The sequence below is a fragment of the Achromobacter pulmonis genome, assembly GCF_021733725.1.
Classification (GTDB): domain Bacteria; phylum Pseudomonadota; class Gammaproteobacteria; order Burkholderiales; family Burkholderiaceae_B; genus Achromobacter; species Achromobacter pulmonis.
Genome location: NZ_JAIFOT010000001.1, coordinates 5,734,215 through 5,751,285 on the forward strand (window position 1 = coordinate 5,734,215; position 17,071 = coordinate 5,751,285).

The 17,071-nt window shown below is 60.5% G+C and carries 20 protein-coding genes; 14 read left to right on the forward strand and 6 right to left on the reverse strand.

The annotated features are described in order from the left end of the window. Positions 1–49 precede the first annotated feature (49 nt). A complete protein-coding gene (locus K2W61_RS26545) occupies positions 50–271 on the forward strand; it encodes a hypothetical protein (protein ID WP_156430303.1) in 222 nt (73 codons plus the stop codon). Positions 272–280: 9 nt separating this feature from the next. Here K2W61_RS26545 and K2W61_RS26550 read toward each other — a convergent pair whose 3' ends face one another. Further along, complete coding sequence (locus tag K2W61_RS26550) at positions 281–925, reverse strand: putative metallopeptidase (protein WP_059269796.1); 645 nt, start codon at positions 923–925, stop codon at positions 281–283. Positions 926–1,163: 238 nt separating this feature from the next. Between K2W61_RS26550 and K2W61_RS26555 the strand changes: the two genes are divergently transcribed. Both K2W61_RS26555 and K2W61_RS26560 read left to right on the forward strand, forming a co-directional pair. Continuing rightward, positions 1,164–2,690 carry a KAP family P-loop NTPase fold protein gene (locus K2W61_RS26555; protein ID WP_236756885.1) on the forward strand — a complete coding sequence of 509 codons (1,527 nt, stop codon included), beginning with the start codon at positions 1,164–1,166 and terminating at the stop codon, positions 2,688–2,690. Between the two features lie 238 nt (positions 2,691–2,928). Next, positions 2,929–3,525 carry a hypothetical protein gene (locus K2W61_RS26560; RefSeq protein ID WP_156430302.1) on the forward strand — a complete coding sequence of 199 codons (597 nt, stop codon included), beginning with the start codon at positions 2,929–2,931 and terminating at the stop codon, positions 3,523–3,525. Between the two features lie 257 nt (positions 3,526–3,782). On the opposite strand, the gene K2W61_RS26565 is transcribed toward K2W61_RS26560, so the two are convergent. The 5 genes from K2W61_RS26565 to K2W61_RS26580 all read right to left on the reverse strand — a co-directional run bounded on the left by K2W61_RS26565 (position 3,783) and on the right by K2W61_RS26580 (position 7,916). Further along, positions 3,783–5,297, reverse strand: coding sequence for a DUF4365 domain-containing protein (locus K2W61_RS26565; RefSeq protein WP_236756886.1), 1,515 nt, complete (start codon positions 5,295–5,297; stop codon positions 3,783–3,785). A 91-nt stretch (positions 5,298–5,388) separates the two neighbouring features. Continuing rightward, complete coding sequence (locus K2W61_RS26570; protein ID WP_059269795.1) at positions 5,389–5,949, reverse strand: hypothetical protein; 561 nt, start codon at positions 5,947–5,949, stop codon at positions 5,389–5,391. After that, positions 5,939–6,463: a RusA family crossover junction endodeoxyribonuclease gene (locus K2W61_RS26575; RefSeq protein WP_336885403.1), complete on the reverse strand. Its 525-nt coding sequence runs from the start codon at positions 6,461–6,463 to the stop codon at positions 5,939–5,941. The genes K2W61_RS26570 and K2W61_RS26575 overlap by 11 nt, the downstream gene beginning before the upstream one ends. After that, entirely contained in the window at positions 6,430–6,768 is a 339-nt protein-coding gene (locus K2W61_RS27830) for a hypothetical protein (protein ID WP_336885404.1), read from the reverse strand. The genes K2W61_RS26575 and K2W61_RS27830 overlap by 34 nt, the downstream gene beginning before the upstream one ends. Then, positions 6,765–7,916 carry a DUF1376 domain-containing protein gene (locus K2W61_RS26580; RefSeq protein ID WP_236756888.1) on the reverse strand — a complete coding sequence of 384 codons (1,152 nt, stop codon included), beginning with the start codon at positions 7,914–7,916 and terminating at the stop codon, positions 6,765–6,767. The genes K2W61_RS27830 and K2W61_RS26580 overlap by 4 nt, the downstream gene beginning before the upstream one ends. A gap of 221 nt (positions 7,917–8,137) precedes the next feature. Between K2W61_RS26580 and K2W61_RS26585 the strand changes: the two genes are divergently transcribed. The 11 genes from K2W61_RS26585 to K2W61_RS26635 all read left to right on the forward strand — a co-directional run bounded on the left by K2W61_RS26585 (position 8,138) and on the right by K2W61_RS26635 (position 17,070). Further along, on the forward strand, positions 8,138–9,040 hold the full coding sequence (locus K2W61_RS26585) for a hypothetical protein (RefSeq protein WP_236756889.1): 903 nt from the start codon (positions 8,138–8,140) through the stop codon (positions 9,038–9,040). Positions 9,041–9,517: 477 nt separating this feature from the next. After that, a complete protein-coding gene (locus K2W61_RS26590; protein ID WP_236756890.1) occupies positions 9,518–9,979 on the forward strand; it encodes a hypothetical protein in 462 nt (153 codons plus the stop codon). Between the two features lie 483 nt (positions 9,980–10,462). Continuing rightward, the gene (locus K2W61_RS26595) at positions 10,463–10,720 is read left to right on the forward strand and encodes a hypothetical protein (protein WP_236756891.1); all 258 of its coding nucleotides are present in this window, start codon (positions 10,463–10,465) and stop codon (positions 10,718–10,720) included. 100 nt (positions 10,721–10,820) lie between these two features. Beyond that, positions 10,821–11,321, forward strand: coding sequence for a zinc-finger-containing protein (locus K2W61_RS26600; RefSeq protein ID WP_236756892.1), 501 nt, complete (start codon positions 10,821–10,823; stop codon positions 11,319–11,321). Between the two features lie 240 nt (positions 11,322–11,561). Beyond that, on the forward strand, positions 11,562–12,365 hold the full coding sequence (locus tag K2W61_RS26605) for a RecB family exonuclease (RefSeq protein WP_236756893.1): 804 nt from the start codon (positions 11,562–11,564) through the stop codon (positions 12,363–12,365). Positions 12,366–12,379: 14 nt separating this feature from the next. Then, positions 12,380–12,607: a hypothetical protein gene (locus K2W61_RS26610; RefSeq protein ID WP_236756894.1), complete on the forward strand. Its 228-nt coding sequence runs from the start codon at positions 12,380–12,382 to the stop codon at positions 12,605–12,607. Continuing rightward, entirely contained in the window at positions 12,604–13,878 is a 1,275-nt protein-coding gene (locus K2W61_RS26615; RefSeq protein ID WP_236756895.1) for a recombinase family protein, read from the forward strand. Before K2W61_RS26610 ends, K2W61_RS26615 begins: the two co-directional genes overlap by 4 nt. 56 nt (positions 13,879–13,934) lie before the next feature. Continuing rightward, positions 13,935–14,630 carry a ribosome modulation factor gene (locus K2W61_RS26620; protein WP_236756896.1) on the forward strand — a complete coding sequence of 232 codons (696 nt, stop codon included), beginning with the start codon at positions 13,935–13,937 and terminating at the stop codon, positions 14,628–14,630. Positions 14,631–14,633: 3 nt separating this feature from the next. Next, on the forward strand, positions 14,634–16,415 hold the full coding sequence (locus K2W61_RS26625) for an AAA family ATPase (RefSeq protein WP_236756897.1): 1,782 nt from the start codon (positions 14,634–14,636) through the stop codon (positions 16,413–16,415). Beyond that, positions 16,412–16,780 carry a hypothetical protein gene (locus K2W61_RS26630; RefSeq protein WP_236756898.1) on the forward strand — a complete coding sequence of 123 codons (369 nt, stop codon included), beginning with the start codon at positions 16,412–16,414 and terminating at the stop codon, positions 16,778–16,780. Before K2W61_RS26625 ends, K2W61_RS26630 begins: the two co-directional genes overlap by 4 nt. After that, positions 16,777–17,070, forward strand: a complete 294-nt coding sequence (locus tag K2W61_RS26635; RefSeq protein WP_236756899.1) for a helix-turn-helix transcriptional regulator — start codon at positions 16,777–16,779, stop codon at positions 17,068–17,070. The genes K2W61_RS26630 and K2W61_RS26635 overlap by 4 nt, the downstream gene beginning before the upstream one ends. Position 17,071: the final 1 nt, after the last annotated feature.

Sequence of the window (17,071 nt, forward strand, 5' to 3'; positions counted from 1 at the left end):
AACACAGAAGGCGCTAAACGGGTAACTCGACTAATAATGGGAGACGACAATGCCTAAAGCGCGCAATCCGCTCAAGAATCTGAAAATCGAGACCGCTGCTGGTGCCCGTAAATGCCACGCGAATTCGAAGCACACGATTGCCGCCGGGGAGAAACACCTGGCTCAATACGACGACAGCGGAATGGTCCGCGAGAACATTTGCGCGGAATGTGCTCCGCGCGTCCTTGCTGAGATCGAAGGGCATCTGCGCGAGTTGCAAGCCAGTTTCTAAAGCCCTGCGCTACGCGGCCCTCAAGCAGCACCCGCAAGCGCGAGCAACGTCCAGCCGAGGCACGGCCGGCGCAGAGCTGGCGGCCGCGGCCAGCCGCTGAACATCCGCCGATGGCCCATAGCGGGCCACGACTCCGACGAATTCTTCCACGTCATGCCCGATGATCCGCAGCTTCGGCCGGCCCGCCTTGTCGAATGCCGGCGCGCCGTACGGATCGGGCGCGTGCCCGATGTGGTAGAGCTCATGCTCCACCAGCGCGCAGAACTCCGCATCGCTGCAGGTGGCGCAGTAGTCCGCCGCCAGAGTGATCAGGAACGCCGGCACACGACCGAACCATTCGATCATCTGCTGCTCCTGGCGCGCCTTTTGCCAGCCTCCGGCGCGGAACATGACTTGCTCGGCCTGGCCCAGCACCACGCGCCCGGCTTTCTGGAAGCCGGACGAAGCCCAGAGGAACGCCAGGTCGGCGTCAACCAGGTGGGCGTGGTCGGGATTGTGTAGGAACCCGTCAACGGCGAGTATCACCCGTTCAACCCATTTCAGCGTTTGAGGCGCCGGCGCCAACAAGCCGCCGGCTGCTTCCGCTCGCGCCAGCCATTCGGCGGGCGGCCTGGGTCGCTCCTGCACCGCCGACCGCCCTCGCCATTCTTTCATCCTGGATCACCCCGATGTGCCGGCCAGCCTTGCTCCGCTCGATCCATATCCCCGATGTTTCGCCCCTTTCGCTAACCGCTGGCGGACTTACCGCCGCTGGCGTAGCGTCGAACTCACTTAGACTCACCCACGAAACGGCGCTATTTGTATGTCAATGGCATAGCCCACCCATAAATGTTACATTTAATAACTACCTAGATGCCGATGTTTGAATTCTCACAAAGGATTTTCCGCAAACATGTCTCAGCATGCCGAAGCGCCCCCTAACGATCCCTGGCACGACGATGTTTTGGATCGACGCAATCTGGCAGAAATGCTGGAAAACCATCTTCTAGTTCGTTTTAGGGCCAATAATGGGGCTCCGCTTTCAATCGCTCTTGATGCACGGTGGGGTTCGGGAAAGACATTCTTTGTCAATCGATGGACGGCGCAACTTCGCGCCAACAAGTGCTGTGTCATTGAATTCGACGCGTGGCAACATGATCAGTCCACAGCTCCCGCCCTGGCCTTTATGGCTGAAATCAGCCGACAGGTTAAACAGCAAACGGCTCTAATAGTTGACACCGACGCAACCGCAAAAGCCATTGAGCGAGCCCTTAGCGAGACTGTTTCTAGCGTCAAACGCGCCGCCAAACCCGTAGGCAAGGCTCTTCTAAATACCGCGATAAAGAAGCTTATTGGTCTGTCAATTTCTGAGATAGCCGAAGTCGCCTCCGAAGGCGACGCCGCCGCGACTAATGGCAGTAGCGCCGACAACGCGGTAAACCGAGCACTTGACCAGGCAATCGACAAATATCTAGATGAGTTGATGGCTGACCATGAGCTTCGCCATGCATCTGTGGAAAAGTTTCGCCAAAACCTGGAAGGGCTCGCGGGCTCATTAGCAAAGGCCTCCAGAGGGCCCGTTTTCGTGGTCATCGACGAGCTGGACAGATGTAGGCCAAACTTTGCCGTACAGCTACTTGAGGCAGTGAAACATCTGTTCAGCGTCCGTAATGTGTGCTTTGTATTCTCTACTAACTTGTCTCAGCTTGCAGCTTCTGTCCAGGCGGTCTACGGCCCCAATTTCGATGGACGAGACTATCTTGGGCGTTTTTTCGACCAAGAGCTCAGGCTACCTCTACCGTCTGGTGATCAATTCGCCAAACTATTGTTCCAACAAGCAAGCAGTCCCTCAACGCAGCGTTGGTTCTATGGTAGTTTCACCTTCCCTCAGTACAGTAATGAGTCGAATGGGATGGGAATATGGACCGGACTTTGCCACGCGCTAAATGTAACGTTACGCCAACAACAACAAGCGTTCGTCACCTTCAATATTGCGGCTGAGTCGTATCATCCCAGCGCCCTAATTCCAACGCTGTGGCTGATGTTCCTATCGCTACTGCAAAGATCGCGCCCATCCGCATTCAGCGCTCTTCATCAGGCAAAAACCGTTGAATGGGACGTTAGAACACTCGTCGACATTCTGGGCACGACGTCCTGGGAGGATCAGATACTTAAACGCGAAGGATTTCGCGTGAACGACCAGTCCGCGACATTGACGCTCAGCGAGCTTCTTTGCCGATATCTCACAGCCTCGAAGCAGACTTCCTACGACGCCATGCGATACACGTCATCAGCACCGGATATCGCCACTCAAGAGCTGGGCAATTTCCTTACCGGGGGAGCTGCAAAATCCAGTGGGCTTTCTCTTCTTCACTTGCCTTTTGATCTGGTAGCTACAGCCGGGCTGTTTTCACAAAATCCCAGCGGCAGAGAATCGTAGTGCGCCTTGCGGTATTTTTGGTCGCAACAGGCCGCACGTATTGTCCCGCTTTAGAAGTACAAACAGTTCGTCGTCGAGACAACTCCCGCAGAGCGTAGGCCTGTCAGAGCATTGCAGCCTGGAAGGGGTGTTCGCCGCTTGCGCTCTCGGCTTATCCGTCGACCGACTTCAGCTTCGGCGTCGCAGTTGCGGCTGCTCGGCAGTCGCCGGTTTCTTCTAACTACTTCAGGATCGCACGATGGAAATCTCGCACGTGGCTGCAGCAGCTTTCGCCCTCGTGGTCGGTATTGGAATTGGCCGCCTGGCAAATTCAAAGAGTGAGCAAGCAGGCCAGCCTACGGTTCGAAACAAGTCGACCAAGTTGCAGATCTCGAGAAAAGCAGCCGCCGAGATGGCATTTTCCGAGCGCCGCGAGTACATTCAAGCCAGCACAAACATTTCCAAGGCCAGCGCGACCGCAGCGGTTGCAGGTATTGCAGCTTGCGCAGCGCTATTTGCTACTGATAGGGCGGCAACTCTGGTAACCGCGCTTGCCATGAGCGCGTTTTTTGCTGCCTTTGCCAACTCCGTAATCGGAATGTATGAGGCTCCGATCAGCTCCCTTAAGCAGCTCATCGCGATCAATCGAGGCCTAAGAGCCTCGAAGAATGACTTTGTCCACATCTCGGTCGACCTGCCCAGCCCCGGTACTTCACTGCGTTGGATAACTCCTGCTGCCTTGTCGCTCGGGGTTTTGTTGATTGGCGCCTCAGCACTCGTAGCGAATTGGTGCAGAGCCGTCCCACCTGGATCGCAAGGATGGTTTGGCGAACGAGTGTGCATGGTGGTGAGATAGGCGTAAAGCAAGTGAAAACGCCCCGGTTTTTGGCCGGGGCGTTTAATCAGGTCGTAATTGCTACGAGTGTGTAGCCATTTTGCCCCGTTTGTCCGGGGCAGTCAAGATGCGAATTCACAGACCTCTATCGGAAACGACCGCGAGACGGCCTCCGCCGACGATAGGATTGGCAGCCCTACGTGGCACAGCGTTAGGGGAGACAAACTGACGACCCAGTTTGGAGTGTAAGCCGCCCCCCTCTACCGACGTAGTACAAATCACGCTGCATGCGAAATTTCAGCTACTCCTTCAGCCCCTTTTTTAAGCAGCACCACCCCCGTCTCCAGATCGGTCTTCACAACGAAATTACTGAGGCGGATCGTTACTGGAATCTCGCCCACCGTGCGATCAAAAAGGCTGAATCGTAGCGAAGTATTCAGAACCGCATCATGCTCGCCAGATGGCACCACCTCGCCCTCATTAGGCCTAAAGGATATGTCGCTAAGATTAATCGTTGTAGTCTCACCCTTTAGAAGAGCGTATGCAAGATTTATATCCAAAAAGTCCTGATGAGAAAAAACCGGATCTTGGGACAAAGAAAAGTCCGAATCGAGCGCCTTAGCAACAAGGTGAAGCCGACCCAATAAAAGAAACCAACGCAGGGTTTCTTGGAGAGAGTAATATGCGTTGCTCTCCGGGATCAACCTCCCAGACTTTCCTTTGAAGCTAGTCTCCAAATACAAAGCTCGCTCCGCATTCACCTTGTCAACCCAGTTCGCCAACGGAGCAAGTTCGTCAAGTTCTTGGATGGTTCTTCCTGCAACGGCCGAACTCCGTATTCCAAGCTTGAACTGCGGTTGCCGAGACCCATCAGGGAACGGAAGCAATAACTTGACATCGAACAGACAGTCCATGCCATCCGTTGACACTGCTATGCCAAGCAGGCCGCGGTACACCCGCGCCCTTATTGATAGCCCCGGTGAGTTGATCGAGAACTTTGTACCAGGAAAGAGCCGTATTGTAGACGTCCCAACCGGCGATTGCTCAATGGATATCTTCGCCGCGGAGACCTTTTTTCCCGCAATGGCGGAAAATACCGGAGAGCCTGTGACATCAAGATCTCCTACATCAAAAGTTCCAGGCAGACCGAAGCCAAGCGCATCGTTAGCACGTTCCAGATTTTCCTTCCCACCCAGAGTCTTGAAGTGAAACTTAGCCTGGACGGGTTCCGATTTTGCATATATCTCGTGCTGCAGGCCATTTGGCCCTCGGTTTAGCCTCACGCCGACCCGAGAATCAAGTGAATTCAGCATTCTAGAATCTTCTAATTCATTATCCGCTAGCGCAGCCGGGCGTCCCACGAGTACTTTTTCCAGGTATCTTTCAAAAAACTCTCGATCACAAAGGTCGTTATCCAGGGGGAATCGAATCTCACTGTAGCCAGACCCAACGAGCTTTCCGGGATATTCCGCAGCCCACCGCTGTGCATGGACCCAGAACAGCCGACCATCACCGGTCACTCTCACCACAAACACAGGGTGCACATTCACCGCGTACTCACGGAGACGAACTTTAGCAACTCTAGCAACAACGCATCCAACGCCTTTTTTTGCCGTACCTTTTGCTTGGACAAGAAATCTCGCTCCTGAGTATTTCTCTGAGTCTGGAGCAACAAACAGGTCATAGCCCGTATCGATTCGATCGACCCCGACATTCCATGACCAGGATATAAAAAGCCTCTCGATATCCATCTCCCCAAGCGTGCCTATGCGCTTGCTATTGGGAAAGTTCATAAATCGCGCCCCCGGTCTGAGATTGAAAGCACAGCCGCTAGCTTCCATATGAAGCGGTGTAGAGCGATTTTATATTGCCGCAGCCGAGCTTTCAGCGGGAAAGACTCTCCACACATCCAGCAACCAGTCCGGCGCTATTCATAACTCGCCCTAGCTCTGCCAACGCGCCACCCCGCTCCGGAACAACAAGGCCGCGATACGCACGAAGGACATCTTGCAACGTAGACTTCGGGACGTCGAACCTATCCGAAAGATCACGAATCCGCGGCCGACCTCGCAGCATCCGGCAAACGAGCATATCGGTCACCAAGCGCTCCCGCCCCTTGGCCGAGGGGTTAAGCCACTCGGAAACGGCGCGGGCGCTCTCGGCGCCTTCCAGGCCCGTCCCATACTGCGCACGCAGAATGTGAAAACCCACGCTGTCGCCCAGTGTGCGCTCCAGCACCTTGACGATGAACACGGCCTGCGCATGCCACTCATGCGGCGTCAGTCCCGATAGAGCCTTGCGCTCATACTCAACGTCGAAGCGCTCGCGCAGGGCCTCGCAGACCAACTGCGTCGGGTTCTTCGGCTCGATGGGCATGGCCAGCATCAGGTAGGCTACGGCAATCGCGTGCTCGGGGCACGAAAACGTTCCGGCTTCACGTTGCATGCTTTTTCACTCCTTGGGCGGGCTCTATGTCCAGGACCGTGACCACGACGGTCACGCGCGGCGTCAGGCCGTAGACCTTGCGCTTGCTGTCCTGCACCACCTGCGTGTCATCGCGGTACACCACGCCATTGATCCCGTCCTTGACGGCTTTCTCGACGTTGTCGGAGTCCGGTTTGACGGTGGGCGCGATCTCGCCCGCAGCGGCGCGGCGCTGGCGCACACCCGACCAGGACGAAGGGATGGGCAGCACGATGTCCAGGTCCATGCGTATCGGCCCGGTATAGGGTTCCCGTCCGCTCATGGCTTTGGCCGCGGCCAGCTTCACCAGGCTCTCGTAGGCCGCCGTTTCCTCCGGCGTGTAGTGGCGCGTGAAAACACGCGGGCCCCCAGTCCTGGGATCTCGGCCGATGCGTGCGCTCGACCTGGCGCGGCCCTTCCCCTTCGGCGTGCCAGGCACTGTGAAAATGATCTGTTTGGGCATCATGGCTCCTCGCCACGCAGGTCGCGCAGCCATTCGATACGCGCCGCAACCTTGGCCTGCGGCGCCGGTTGGTACTGGTGGCATTTGCGCGGGTAGGTCGGACTGACGAACGTCCCGGGCCGATCGACCATGCCTACGCAACGCCCGAGGCCAAGCTCGGCGTACTTCGGCACTTCGCGCAACGTGAAGTGCTGGCAGGCTACGCAGCGAACTTGCTCGTTCGAAAAATCGGCGCTTTGAGGCGCCGAATCTGCGTCACCCGAACATCCCCACCACCCTACCCCCGATGAAGCCGTGGAGGTGCCGGAAAACGCGCCGGAGGCACTTCGACGGTTCATACCCGCACCCCGTAGTCGGCAAGCAGCCGTGAACGATCGGCTTCGGTCAGGCCTGCTGCGGCATGCACCCGCGCCTTGAAATCGGGAAAGGCTTCGCCCGGTTGCTGCGCGATGCCGAGTTGCGCGCCTTTGGCCTCGAGCCCGGACGCAGTCAGCGCCCAGGCCTGCGGGTCCCTCGCCGCTTGAGCTCGCGACAGCGCGCTCGTCGCAGCCGGTGCCCGGCGCACTTCGAGCAGGATCACGTCGACCAGGCCGACGTTCACCGGGGTCGGGTCCCTCGCCTTCGCCCGGCGCTTGACGGCCTTGCCGTGCGCGGCTCGCAGCTCGGCTTCGGTGATATCGGCCTCCGCCCAGGCAGCGAGCAGCGGGTCGTCGGAACGGAACACGCCTGCCTTGCCCCGGGCTCGTTCCCAGCCGTCGAGCAGCGCGGCGTAGCTCGCCGCTTTCGGGCAATCCGGAGCGGCGGCGGGCGGCGGCGAAAAGTTGCCCACAGGGTCGCAGTCGCGCGCGATAGACGCCGCTGCCGCTATATCTTTTTTATTTCCTTCTCCCTGTCCCTGTCCTTTAAGAGCGCTTTCCGAAGGATTTCCGCCGGATTTTTTTCGATTCTTCCAGCCCTTTCCGCCGGAATTGGCTGGGATTTCCGACGGAAAAAGATCAGCTTCCAGCGGAAAGCCGGCGGCTATCCAGTCCGCAAGCGGTGGAACGACCCACGGCGAAAGCTGCTGCTGCTCACGCAGCTTGTTGGCTTTCCGGACTCGGTCTACGAGCTTGTCATGGGCATGCTTGTGCTTGGCCCTCCAGGCGTCGCGAGCCTTCTCCGCGACCACCGGATGGTACAAGCGCCCGTCGCTGCACTTCACCCAGCCATACAGCGCGCCATCACGATGCTTGCGCCATTCGGCCACGATGCGGCCGTAGCCGGCGAGCGCGGCCAGAGCCTTGTCGTCATCGGGCAGGCTTGCCGCCGGCACCTGGTGCCAGGCCGCGCACCAAAGCAGAACTGCGGCTCGGAATTCCTCAGCGTCGACCTGAATGGAAAGGTCGCTGTCGCGCAGGCGCGCCACATCCAGGGGCATGAAGGCGAAATCCCGCAGGTCGCAATCCGGACGGGTCAAGGGGGCGGGAATGCCGTTTATACCGCTCATACCAACCCCGCAGAATGCAGATGGGCGCAGTTCGAGGAATCGAGACCAGCAGAACTCATCCCCAAGCATGCCGTGCGCAAGACAACGTTGCCCAAATGGTCCAAACAGCTATGGGGTGTAGGAAATAGCGTGGTCGGGCCTATATGACGACCTACCCCAGACAAACTATTTCTTATGATAAATTTACAAATTGCATCAATTGCAATTCCGATTCTTTTCCCATGAACAAAATCCAAGCGCTTTTCGCCTCGGGACGAGCGATACTCCGTCTTAACAAACGTGTCGCAAAATCGGCATATCTTGCGACGGTAGTTGGCCCTCCCTTGTCGACACTGCAAATTGTCGTGGCAATGTTGGCCCTTTTTTGGGTGTTGCCCATTCTGATAATCATGACCCTGACCTGGGGCCCGGTATCTTCTTGGATGGGCGTTGATGGAAGAGCATCCTGGGCAGGAGCAGTTGGCTCTATCGCTGCGGCGTGGGCAGCAGTCTGGGGCGTGCTTTACCCTCAATACGTACGCCGACGAGAAGAGCGGATAGAGGGAGCGACCGAGGCTATGGCAACCGAGAACCTTGTGGTCAAAATTAAGGGCGGCGTCGACGAAACTGCATCCGTCGTAGAACTGAGATTTTCCGAGTATGAGAAGGCACTGGCAAATCGAAATAGTGCGATCAGCCAGATCATGTCGACCGCACTGTCGAATCTCGCTAGTAAGGTATCCCGCGAGAAGTTCTCCGAGTTTCTGAAGCTGGGGATTGATACCGCCATGCGGATGGCACCAAAATCGACAGATGCTGATAGAGAAAAAGCTACCCTCAGCATGGCGCAAGAAAAAGTCGAAAAAGCCGAGTCCGAAGTAGCTAAAACCGCATCGGAAATCCAATCTTTCCGTCTGGCAATAGAAAACATTCCTGCACAGACAATCCGTCGCTACGACATAAAATTGGCGATTACTCTGTACCAAGCACGCAACTTGTTGCATGCAGCCGAGCAGCATGCAACACATCCGGGAAAAGTCAAGGAAACCAGCGAAACCCTCAAAAAGGTATCCCCGTTGCTCGAGGTATATATTGATCGAGCTAAGTCCGCAGGCAAATTCTTGCAGGCGGAAAAGTTGAGTTGATGGCATGCCTCGATATGCTCGCCGCGCCTTGTTAGACTGTCGAGCAGCGCAGCCAGCTAGAACAACTTCGCGCACCAAAGCGGTCTCAAACATCTCAGCTCGCCTTCCCTTCGTCTTGGATAGCAAGCTCATTAGCGCGTAGCGCGGCTCGCGCCAACACTTCCGGCGGAAGCCCATCTGTCGGATTGGGGTAGATCTCAGCGCAAAGCTGATGCGGGGTCTTCACCCACCCCGTCAATTCAGACAAAAAGAGAACCCGACCAGGCGGTACGCCCTCAAGCCATTTCGACACGGCCCAGGCTGTCAGCCGCTTAGGTTTGGCTCGCCTGGCCACGGCGGTCAGACCTCCGGCCATTGCTATTGCTTCGGCGATGTGTGCTTTCTCGTCCATGCCGCAAGCTTACTACTTAAAGTAGATATTTCCAACTACCCATAATAGAAATGACGATTTCTACTATGGCTGCTAGATTTCTACCCATGGTAGAAAGTAGCAAACTGCCCATCCGCTATCCGGAGTTCGCAGCCCGCGTCAGAAAAGCCATGGCGCAAGGCAACTGGGAAGTCCAGGGAATCGTTGACGGGTTCAAGCGCGCCGGCATACGCATCACTTACGAGATGGTGCGTAGGTATTCGCTCGGCCAAGCGATGCCGCGGCAAGACAAGATGGGCAGCCTGGCGCAGATCTTGGGGGTCAGCCCCAGCTACCTTCAATACGGCCTTGAAAGCGACGTTTCCAAAGGGCAGAAGCCTGCCCCCCCTCCCCGAGCGGCGTCAGCGTTCTATCCCTTCCTACGCATTCGCCCAGAAGACTATGCTGCGCTGGACGACGACGCCAAAGACGACATCGAAGGCATCATCGAGTTGCGAATCCGCAAGGCAGCCCGATCTCGAGGAAGACAGCGCGGTACCAGTTCAGCCACTGGTACCGAAGACGCCTAGCGATAGGCCGGGCATACGATCAAGTCAATTGTTGAGAATGTGATCTATGCTCGGTTTGGTGAAAAGTTCTCGGTCTGAAAGCAACAATTGGGCATTCGCGTAGCGAAGTCTGCAATCCCAATTCACAGTTTGATCGACAGATCAACAATCCCCTCCAAAAACCGGTGAACTTGCTACAGCGCTACCGGCCCTAGCCCCTCCCCCCCGCTCAACCCCTCTTCAGGGGTGACTTCGACGGGAGCGGCACCGTCCAAAACATCGGTTTAGTCCTAAGAATGACGTCGAGGCCAGTAAACGCCCAGAAATTCTACTTTTAGTTGTTGATCAATAATCTACTTTATGTAGAATTTTCCCATGCTTCTACTCTAAGTATCGGGAACGACAGTGCAAGTAGCCCCTCAGACCCCACACCCAGTGCGCGGATTGGCCGAACCGCAAGACGACATCAGCCCGGCCCCCAAAGCCCGGCCCACGCCTGTTCCTATGACCGACGTGGAAATCATCAACGAGCTGTGCGACCTCTTCGCCGGCCGCACCAAGACCACCTTCGGCGAGCCTCTGGACTGGTGGGCCGAGACCTTCCAGTGCGACCTGGACACCAAAGACGCCACCGGCGTCGTGTTGATGGTCATCAGCAAATGGCCCTGCGACCAGCGCGTCGCCGCCGAAGGCGTAGAGCAGCTTGAAGCCGAACTGATCAAGCGCGCCCGCCAGCGTCTCGCTCGCGGAGCGCAGCCGTGATCAAAGCCCTTCTTCTCCTCTGCCTCGCCTACGCCGCAGCGCGCGGCATTGATTACGTCGCGGCCTACCTACGCCGCACCGATCCCTGGGAGCCGACAGCATGAGCATTCAAGTTCTCGGCGTCGACCCGCGCAGCAGGAGCAAGACAAAGCTGCAGGCGCCCGCCCCTCTCCCCTACGTCTCGCGCCGCGCATTGGCACGGGTTCGCGACCGCATCGCGCCGCCGAAGGCCTGCCACTGCTGCGGCGGCCCGGTGAAGCTGACCAACAACAGCGACATCTACAACGGCCAGTCCTTTGGCGATTGGCCGTATGTGTACCGCTGCACACAATGCCAGGCCTACATCGGCCTGCACCCCGATACGGATCTGCCGTTGGGCGTGATGGCCGATCGCCAGACGATCAAGGCACGCAAGGAGTCCAAGTTCGCTTTCCATCGCCTGACGCGCGACCGCTTCGGCAACGACCGGAAAGCCGCGTACGCCTGGCTGGCCAGCGCGCTCGGCATTGCGCCGTCCATCTGCCATTTCGGCATGTTCGGCGTCGACCAGGCCGAACGCGCCGGGCAGATCTGCCGCCTGGAGCTGGGAGGCCGCTCATGACAGCCAACCGCACCCGTGGTCCCGCTTTTTGCAGGGTTGGCCGACGCCTTCGAATCCTGTGGCGCCGATCGCGACGTGCCGGCATAGATCTGGACGTCGCCGCGTATGCCGCATTCATCGCGGGCGGCACCGTCTTGCTAGCCGCGATGACCGGCGTATTGGGCCCGACGCTCGACGCGGCCCCGCACCGTCACCTGGCCAGCGCCGAGCACCACGCGGCACGCTGACGAGACCGGCGACATGGAACCGAATGTCTTCACCGTCCGCGCCTCCAGTTGGGGCCGGCTGTTCGACTGCGCCCATGCCTGGGAAGGCACGCACATCCTGGGCATGAAGAAGCCCGCCGGCGTGCGGGCCCTGCTGGGCACCGCTGTGCACGCCGGCACGGCCGCCTACGACCGCGCCCGCCTCGAGGGCACGCCTTGCACACCCGATGACGCCGCCGGCGTCCTGGTTGACGAGCTGCACAACCCAGACCAGGACGTTGACATGGCGCAGGACGGTCTATCGCTGGCCGAGGCCGAGCGCATCGCCCTGGTCGCGCTGGTGAAGTACTGCGCCGAGGTCGCGCCCCGCTTCGAGTACATCGACGTCGAGACGACGCTGGACCCGCTCAATATTGACTGCGGCAACGGCATGACCGTGCGCCTCACCGGCACCATGGATCGAGCCCGCGTGGCCGCGACCGAGGGCGGCATCGTGGTGCCCGACGTCAAGACCGGCACGCGCGTCCTGATCGATGGCAAGGCGGTGACCCAGGGCCGCGCTGCGCAGACCGGCACTTACCAGCTCATGTACGAGGCCACCAAGAAGGTCACAACGGTCGGCTCACAAATCATCGCCCTGTCCACCAGCAGCCGACCGGCGGCGGCGGTAAGCCCCATTTTCGATGCCCGCCGCGTGATGGTGGGCGAAGCCGGCAAGCCCGGCCTCATCGAACACGCCGCCGCCATATTCCGCAGCGGCCTCTTTCCCCCTAACCCCTCCAGCGTCCTGTGCAGCCAAAAGTACTGCGCGCGCTGGTCGTCCTGCCTTTTCCGATAACCACAGGAGCCCCTATGTCCCTTCACCCCGTTAGCCGCGACGTTTACGTCCAGCGCACCGACCAGGCCGGCAAATCGGTCATCACCCAGCACCTGGCCTGGGACTCTGCCCTGTTCCTGGCCAGCCAAGTCCAGCAGTACCACACCGACGCCAAGCCGGAAGAACGCCAAAGCGTGGCCCTGGCCACCGCTGCCGGGTACCGCGCTTACCGCAGCCACCTGCAGGGGGCACGCAGTTCATGACACACCCCACCACCGTTCAGAGCCTGCGGGCCGCTCCCGAGGCGCAGATGCCGGCCGTCGCCCCTGGCTTCGGCAACCTGCAGAGCTTCGAGCTGATGCAACGCGCCGCCCGCCTGCTTTCCAGCAGCGACCTCGTCCCCGAACAGTATCGGGCAACCATAGACAAGAAGGACAAGTACGGCAACGTCACCGACACCCGCGAGAACCCCAAGGCGCTCGCCAACTGCGTTGTTGCGCTCAACATGTCCGAGCGAATGCGTGCTGACCCGCTGATGATCATGCAGAACCTGCACATCATCGAAGGCAGGCCCTCATGGTCGGCCCCGTTCATCATCGCAATGATCAACAACTGCGGCCGATTTTCCCCGCTGCGCTTTGACATCCGCGAAAGGGGTGAGCGCGAAATCGAATACACGACCTTCGAATGGAAGACCGACGATCGCGGCAAGCGGTATCGCGAAACGATTGTCCAGAAAACAGTGGTCCGCGATCGCACTTGCGTGGCTTGGGTCATCGAGAAGGAAACCGGCGAACGACTGGAGTCCGACGAGATCTCCATCGAGCTGGCGGTGAAAGAAGGCTGGTACACCAAGAACGGCAGCAAGTGGCAAACCATGCCCGGCCAGATGTTGCGGTACCGCGCTGGCGCATTCTTCGGTCGCATTTACGCGCCCGAGCTCCTGATGGGTCTGCCTTCGGACGAAGAAGTCCGCGACACCCTGGAAGCGAAGCCGGATGTTAACGGCGTGGTCAGCGTGGACGTGGATTCGCTACGAGCTCAGACCTCGGAACAGGCCGCGGCCAACCGCTCACCGGCCGCATCCAAGCATCCGAACGCCACCGACGTCGAGGCCCGCGACGTTCCTTCCCAGGGAAATGCCGGCCCCGCTCAGGCACAAACCGAGCCCGGAAGTCCGACGCAGGGCGCGGCATCCATCACCGCTACCCCTTCCGAGCCCCGGCCCCGTCCCAGCGAGCAAGGTCAAGCCGAGTTGTCGGTCGCTGGCAATGAAGGCGGCAGCTTGGACCCGGCCAAGGTGGAACACCAGATCTCGAGCGCCAAGACCATCGACGTCCTTGACCTGGCCAGCGACTCGATCGACGGCGTAGACGACCTGGGCCAGCGCGCCCGGCTGCATCAACTCTACCAGTCGCGCCGCCTCTCCCTGACCGCGGCCAAACAGCGTACCGCCAATGCTCCGCCCGCGCAGGCCGATTCCAGCGCAGAAAGGCCAACAACGCCGCGCCGGCGCATGCCCGCCCCCGAGTAATCCGCCCACCTGGTTCCGTCCGCTCGGGCGGACACCTCGAATGCAAGGAACATCCCATGAACGCACAACCCTTTGACCCGCGCGAGATGACGGCCACTACCATCGGCCGCGATCTGTTGTCGGCGCTGGTGACGGAACTGAAACTGCTGCCCAAGCCCTGGGCAAAGCTTCCGCAATCCAAGCAGGACGACATCATCGACCGCCTGCGCGACCGCGTCGACGCCAACATCAAGATGGCCGTGCACCTGATCGCCAGCGAAGGCCGCACCGTGGTGCAAGGCGACCTGGACCAGGTCACCATCAAGGACGGCGCCAAGGTCGTCATCAAGATCGGCCGCGGCGCTGAATCGCTGCACGACCTGTACGACTCCCAGGGCAAGGCCGTGTTGATCGTGGTGGCCGACGCCCAGCCGCACGCGGCGGGCATGGAAAAGGTCCGCGGCGAAGCGGATCAGCGCGCCATGAACCTGGGCAAGGAATACACCGACCAGGACGGCGACGGAATGGACGAGGCCGGCAGCGGCGACTCGAACATCGTGGATGCCGAGTTCCGCGAACTGCCGCCCCCGGACGCGCCGGCCGGCCCGACCGAAGACCAGCTCGAACAAGCGAGCGTGGATGGCTACAACGCCGCCGCCGCCGGCCAGCCCGAATCCGATTGCCCGGTCATGGATGGCCAGCTCTGCATCCAGTGGGTGAAGGGCTGGAAGCAGTGGCACGAAGAGCACGGCGAAGACCAGGCAGAGGACTGAGCCATGCGCATCACCAACATCACTATCGAGAACTTCCAAGGCGCACGCGCCGTCGATCTGGAATTGCACACGCCGGTGACGCTGATCGCCGGCCGGAACGGCAACGGCAAGTCCAGCATTGCGGAAGCGGTGCGGCTGGCGCTGCTCGGCGAGCCCGAGCGCGTCGAGTACAAGAAGGAATTCGGCGCCCTGGTCACCGAAGGCCAGCGTACGGGCGCCGTGGCGTTGCAACTGGACGGCGGCACGGTCGGCATCACCTTGCCCAAGGGTACCCAGTCGGGCGAGGCGCTGGTTCCGAAGTTGCCGGCCCTTCCCTACGTGCTGGACCCGCGCCGCTTCGCCGCGGCCAAACCCGATGAGCGCCGAACCCTGTTGTTCGCCCTGGCCGGCAAGAGAATCAGCCCAGACGACATCGAGCGGCGACTCGTGGCGCGCGGCTGCCACGCGGCACTGGTGACGCAGATCAAGCCGATCCTGCGCACGGGCTTTCCGGCTGGTGCCGAACATGCCAAGCAGGAAGCCACCCAGGCCAAGGGCGCGTGGAAGGCGGCCACCGGCGAACAGTGGGGCAGCCAGAAGGCCGAGGGCTGGGCGGCGGAAGTACCCGCATTCGACCAGGCCGCCCTGGTGACCGAGCGCGGTGCGCTGGCCGCCATCGACGCCGAGCTGGAACAGCACACCAAGGCGCTGGGCGCGCTCGAGCAGAAGGCCAGCGCCTACGCGGCCACGCGGGACCAACATGCAGCCCTCCAGGCGCAAGGCGACAAGCTGCCGGCGCTGCGCCAGAAGCTGGAATTCGACCTGGCCGAACACCAAAACCTTGTCGAGCACGTTGCCGCCCTGGAGGCCAAGGCTGGAACCGGGCCGCGCGCCGGCCTGGTCCACGACTTGGCTACCTGCCTTTCGCACCTCTGGGCATCCGAGGCCTCCAAGAACGTGGCCTTTGGGATTGGCCTGGACATTAAGGCGGCGCTGGCGGCCTATGAGCGCCAGTACGGCAAGATCGGCGCGGCCGGCGACACCGAAGCCGCCGCCGCGGTGCCCAAGGCGATCGAGGCGCGCGACCTGATGGCCCGCAGCATCGAGAACGACCGCCGCGATATCGCCACAGCCGAAGCGGCTGCCGCGCTGCTGCAAAAGCAGCCCACGCCAGAGGCGATCCAGAACGGTGATGTGCAGGCGGCGCGCGCGAAAGTGGCGACATTGCGTAATGAGCGCAAGGCTGTTGACGATCGCGTCCAGGCGCTGATCAACTCCAAGCAGGCCGCGACCAGCGCGGCAGAGCGCACGGCCAACGCCGCCCGCTATCACGCTGACGTGCTGGCTTGGCTGGCCATCAGCGATGCCCTGTCGCCAGACGGCATCCCGGGAGAGCTACTGGCCGAAGCCCTGCAGCCGTTCAACGCCAAGCTGGCCGAGCTGGCCAGCCTGGCGGGTTGGTGGGTTCCCTCAATCGCCGCCGATATGGATATCACCTGGGGCGGCCGGCCCTACCGCCTGCTTTCCGAGTCCGAGCGCTGGCGGGTGGATACCCTGATCGGCGCCGCGCTAGCCGAAGTCTCCGGCCTGCGGTGCCTGATTCTCGATCGCTTCGACGTGCTGGACATGGTCGGCCGCGCCGACGCGCTCGGGCTCGTAGACGCGCTTGCCACCGACGGCAGGTTGGAAACGATCCTGGTGCTGGGCACCCTCAAGTCGGCACCGCCGCCGCCCTCCGAGGCCTTCACCGTGTTTTGGATCGCCGACGGCCTGGCCGGCGCAGCCGCACATCGGGAGGCCGCATGAAAACCGTCCGCCACCAATCCGAAGCAATGCAAACGGCACGCCGCGATGCCGCAGATCTGCTGAAAAAAGCCGGGGCGACGGTCAAGGCATCGACGACCGCGGCGCAGCTAGCGACCATGATCGCTGAACGTACGGGCGGCTGGCTCGCGCCCGTGCCAACGCCGGCGGCGCTGCTGCCATTCCTGTTGCGCTACATCGAGCTTTACCACCCTGACGCTACGCCACCGCCTTATCGCCCGCTGGCGCGTCGGCCGCTGCGATTTGACTTGACCATGCGGGTCGCGGCGGCGCGTGCGGCGGCCGTGCAGCCGCGGTTGGTGGCTGCGGCGAGCAATGTGATTACTTGGAGGGAATTGGGGCTATGAGCAACGATTCTGCCGACCAGAACCACGCTCCTTCGGCGACCACTCGCGGCGGTCGCGCGCCGGCGCCAACTATCTACCCTGATGGCCTATATCGCTGGCGAGATCTCGCACCACGCATTCCATACACCCGCGAAGGCTGGCGCTACCGGATCAACAACGGCACTGCACCGAAGCCTGCCACAGGCAGCCGCCACTTCACCGCCTGGCGCGGCAGCGACATCCTGGCCTGGCTACGTAATCCAGACGGCTACAACGCGGACGAAATGCAAATAACCCAAATCAAGGAGTAGC

What these genes read in the sequence shown, in the direction of transcription:
- K2W61_RS26545 (WP_156430303.1), top strand. Translation starts at nt 50, where the DNA reads ATGCCTAAAGCGCGCAATCCGCTCAAGAATCTGAAAATCGAGACCGCT.
- K2W61_RS26550 (WP_059269796.1), bottom strand. Translation starts at nt 925, where the DNA reads ATGAAAGAATGGCGAGGGCGGTCGGCGGTGCAGGAGCGACCCAGGCCG.
- K2W61_RS26555 (WP_236756885.1), top strand. Translation starts at nt 1,164, where the DNA reads ATGTCTCAGCATGCCGAAGCGCCCCCTAACGATCCCTGGCACGACGAT.
- K2W61_RS26560 (WP_156430302.1), top strand. Translation starts at nt 2,929, where the DNA reads ATGGAAATCTCGCACGTGGCTGCAGCAGCTTTCGCCCTCGTGGTCGGT.
- K2W61_RS26565 (WP_236756886.1), bottom strand. Translation starts at nt 5,297, where the DNA reads ATGAACTTTCCCAATAGCAAGCGCATAGGCACGCTTGGGGAGATGGAT.
- K2W61_RS26570 (WP_059269795.1), bottom strand. Translation starts at nt 5,949, where the DNA reads ATGCAACGTGAAGCCGGAACGTTTTCGTGCCCCGAGCACGCGATTGCC.
- K2W61_RS26575 (WP_336885403.1), bottom strand. Translation starts at nt 6,463, where the DNA reads ATGGCTGCGCGACCTGCGTGGCGAGGAGCCATGATGCCCAAACAGATC.
- K2W61_RS27830 (WP_336885404.1), bottom strand. Translation starts at nt 6,768, where the DNA reads ATGAACCGTCGAAGTGCCTCCGGCGCGTTTTCCGGCACCTCCACGGCT.
- K2W61_RS26580 (WP_236756888.1), bottom strand. Translation starts at nt 7,916, where the DNA reads ATGAGCGGTATAAACGGCATTCCCGCCCCCTTGACCCGTCCGGATTGC.
- K2W61_RS26585 (WP_236756889.1), top strand. Translation starts at nt 8,138, where the DNA reads ATGAACAAAATCCAAGCGCTTTTCGCCTCGGGACGAGCGATACTCCGT.
- K2W61_RS26590 (WP_236756890.1), top strand. Translation starts at nt 9,518, where the DNA reads ATGGTAGAAAGTAGCAAACTGCCCATCCGCTATCCGGAGTTCGCAGCC.
- K2W61_RS26595 (WP_236756891.1), top strand. Translation starts at nt 10,463, where the DNA reads ATGACCGACGTGGAAATCATCAACGAGCTGTGCGACCTCTTCGCCGGC.
- K2W61_RS26600 (WP_236756892.1), top strand. Translation starts at nt 10,821, where the DNA reads ATGAGCATTCAAGTTCTCGGCGTCGACCCGCGCAGCAGGAGCAAGACA.
- K2W61_RS26605 (WP_236756893.1), top strand. Translation starts at nt 11,562, where the DNA reads ATGGAACCGAATGTCTTCACCGTCCGCGCCTCCAGTTGGGGCCGGCTG.
- K2W61_RS26610 (WP_236756894.1), top strand. Translation starts at nt 12,380, where the DNA reads ATGTCCCTTCACCCCGTTAGCCGCGACGTTTACGTCCAGCGCACCGAC.
- K2W61_RS26615 (WP_236756895.1), top strand. Translation starts at nt 12,604, where the DNA reads ATGACACACCCCACCACCGTTCAGAGCCTGCGGGCCGCTCCCGAGGCG.
- K2W61_RS26620 (WP_236756896.1), top strand. Translation starts at nt 13,935, where the DNA reads ATGAACGCACAACCCTTTGACCCGCGCGAGATGACGGCCACTACCATC.
- K2W61_RS26625 (WP_236756897.1), top strand. Translation starts at nt 14,634, where the DNA reads ATGCGCATCACCAACATCACTATCGAGAACTTCCAAGGCGCACGCGCC.
- K2W61_RS26630 (WP_236756898.1), top strand. Translation starts at nt 16,412, where the DNA reads ATGAAAACCGTCCGCCACCAATCCGAAGCAATGCAAACGGCACGCCGC.
- K2W61_RS26635 (WP_236756899.1), top strand. Translation starts at nt 16,777, where the DNA reads ATGAGCAACGATTCTGCCGACCAGAACCACGCTCCTTCGGCGACCACT.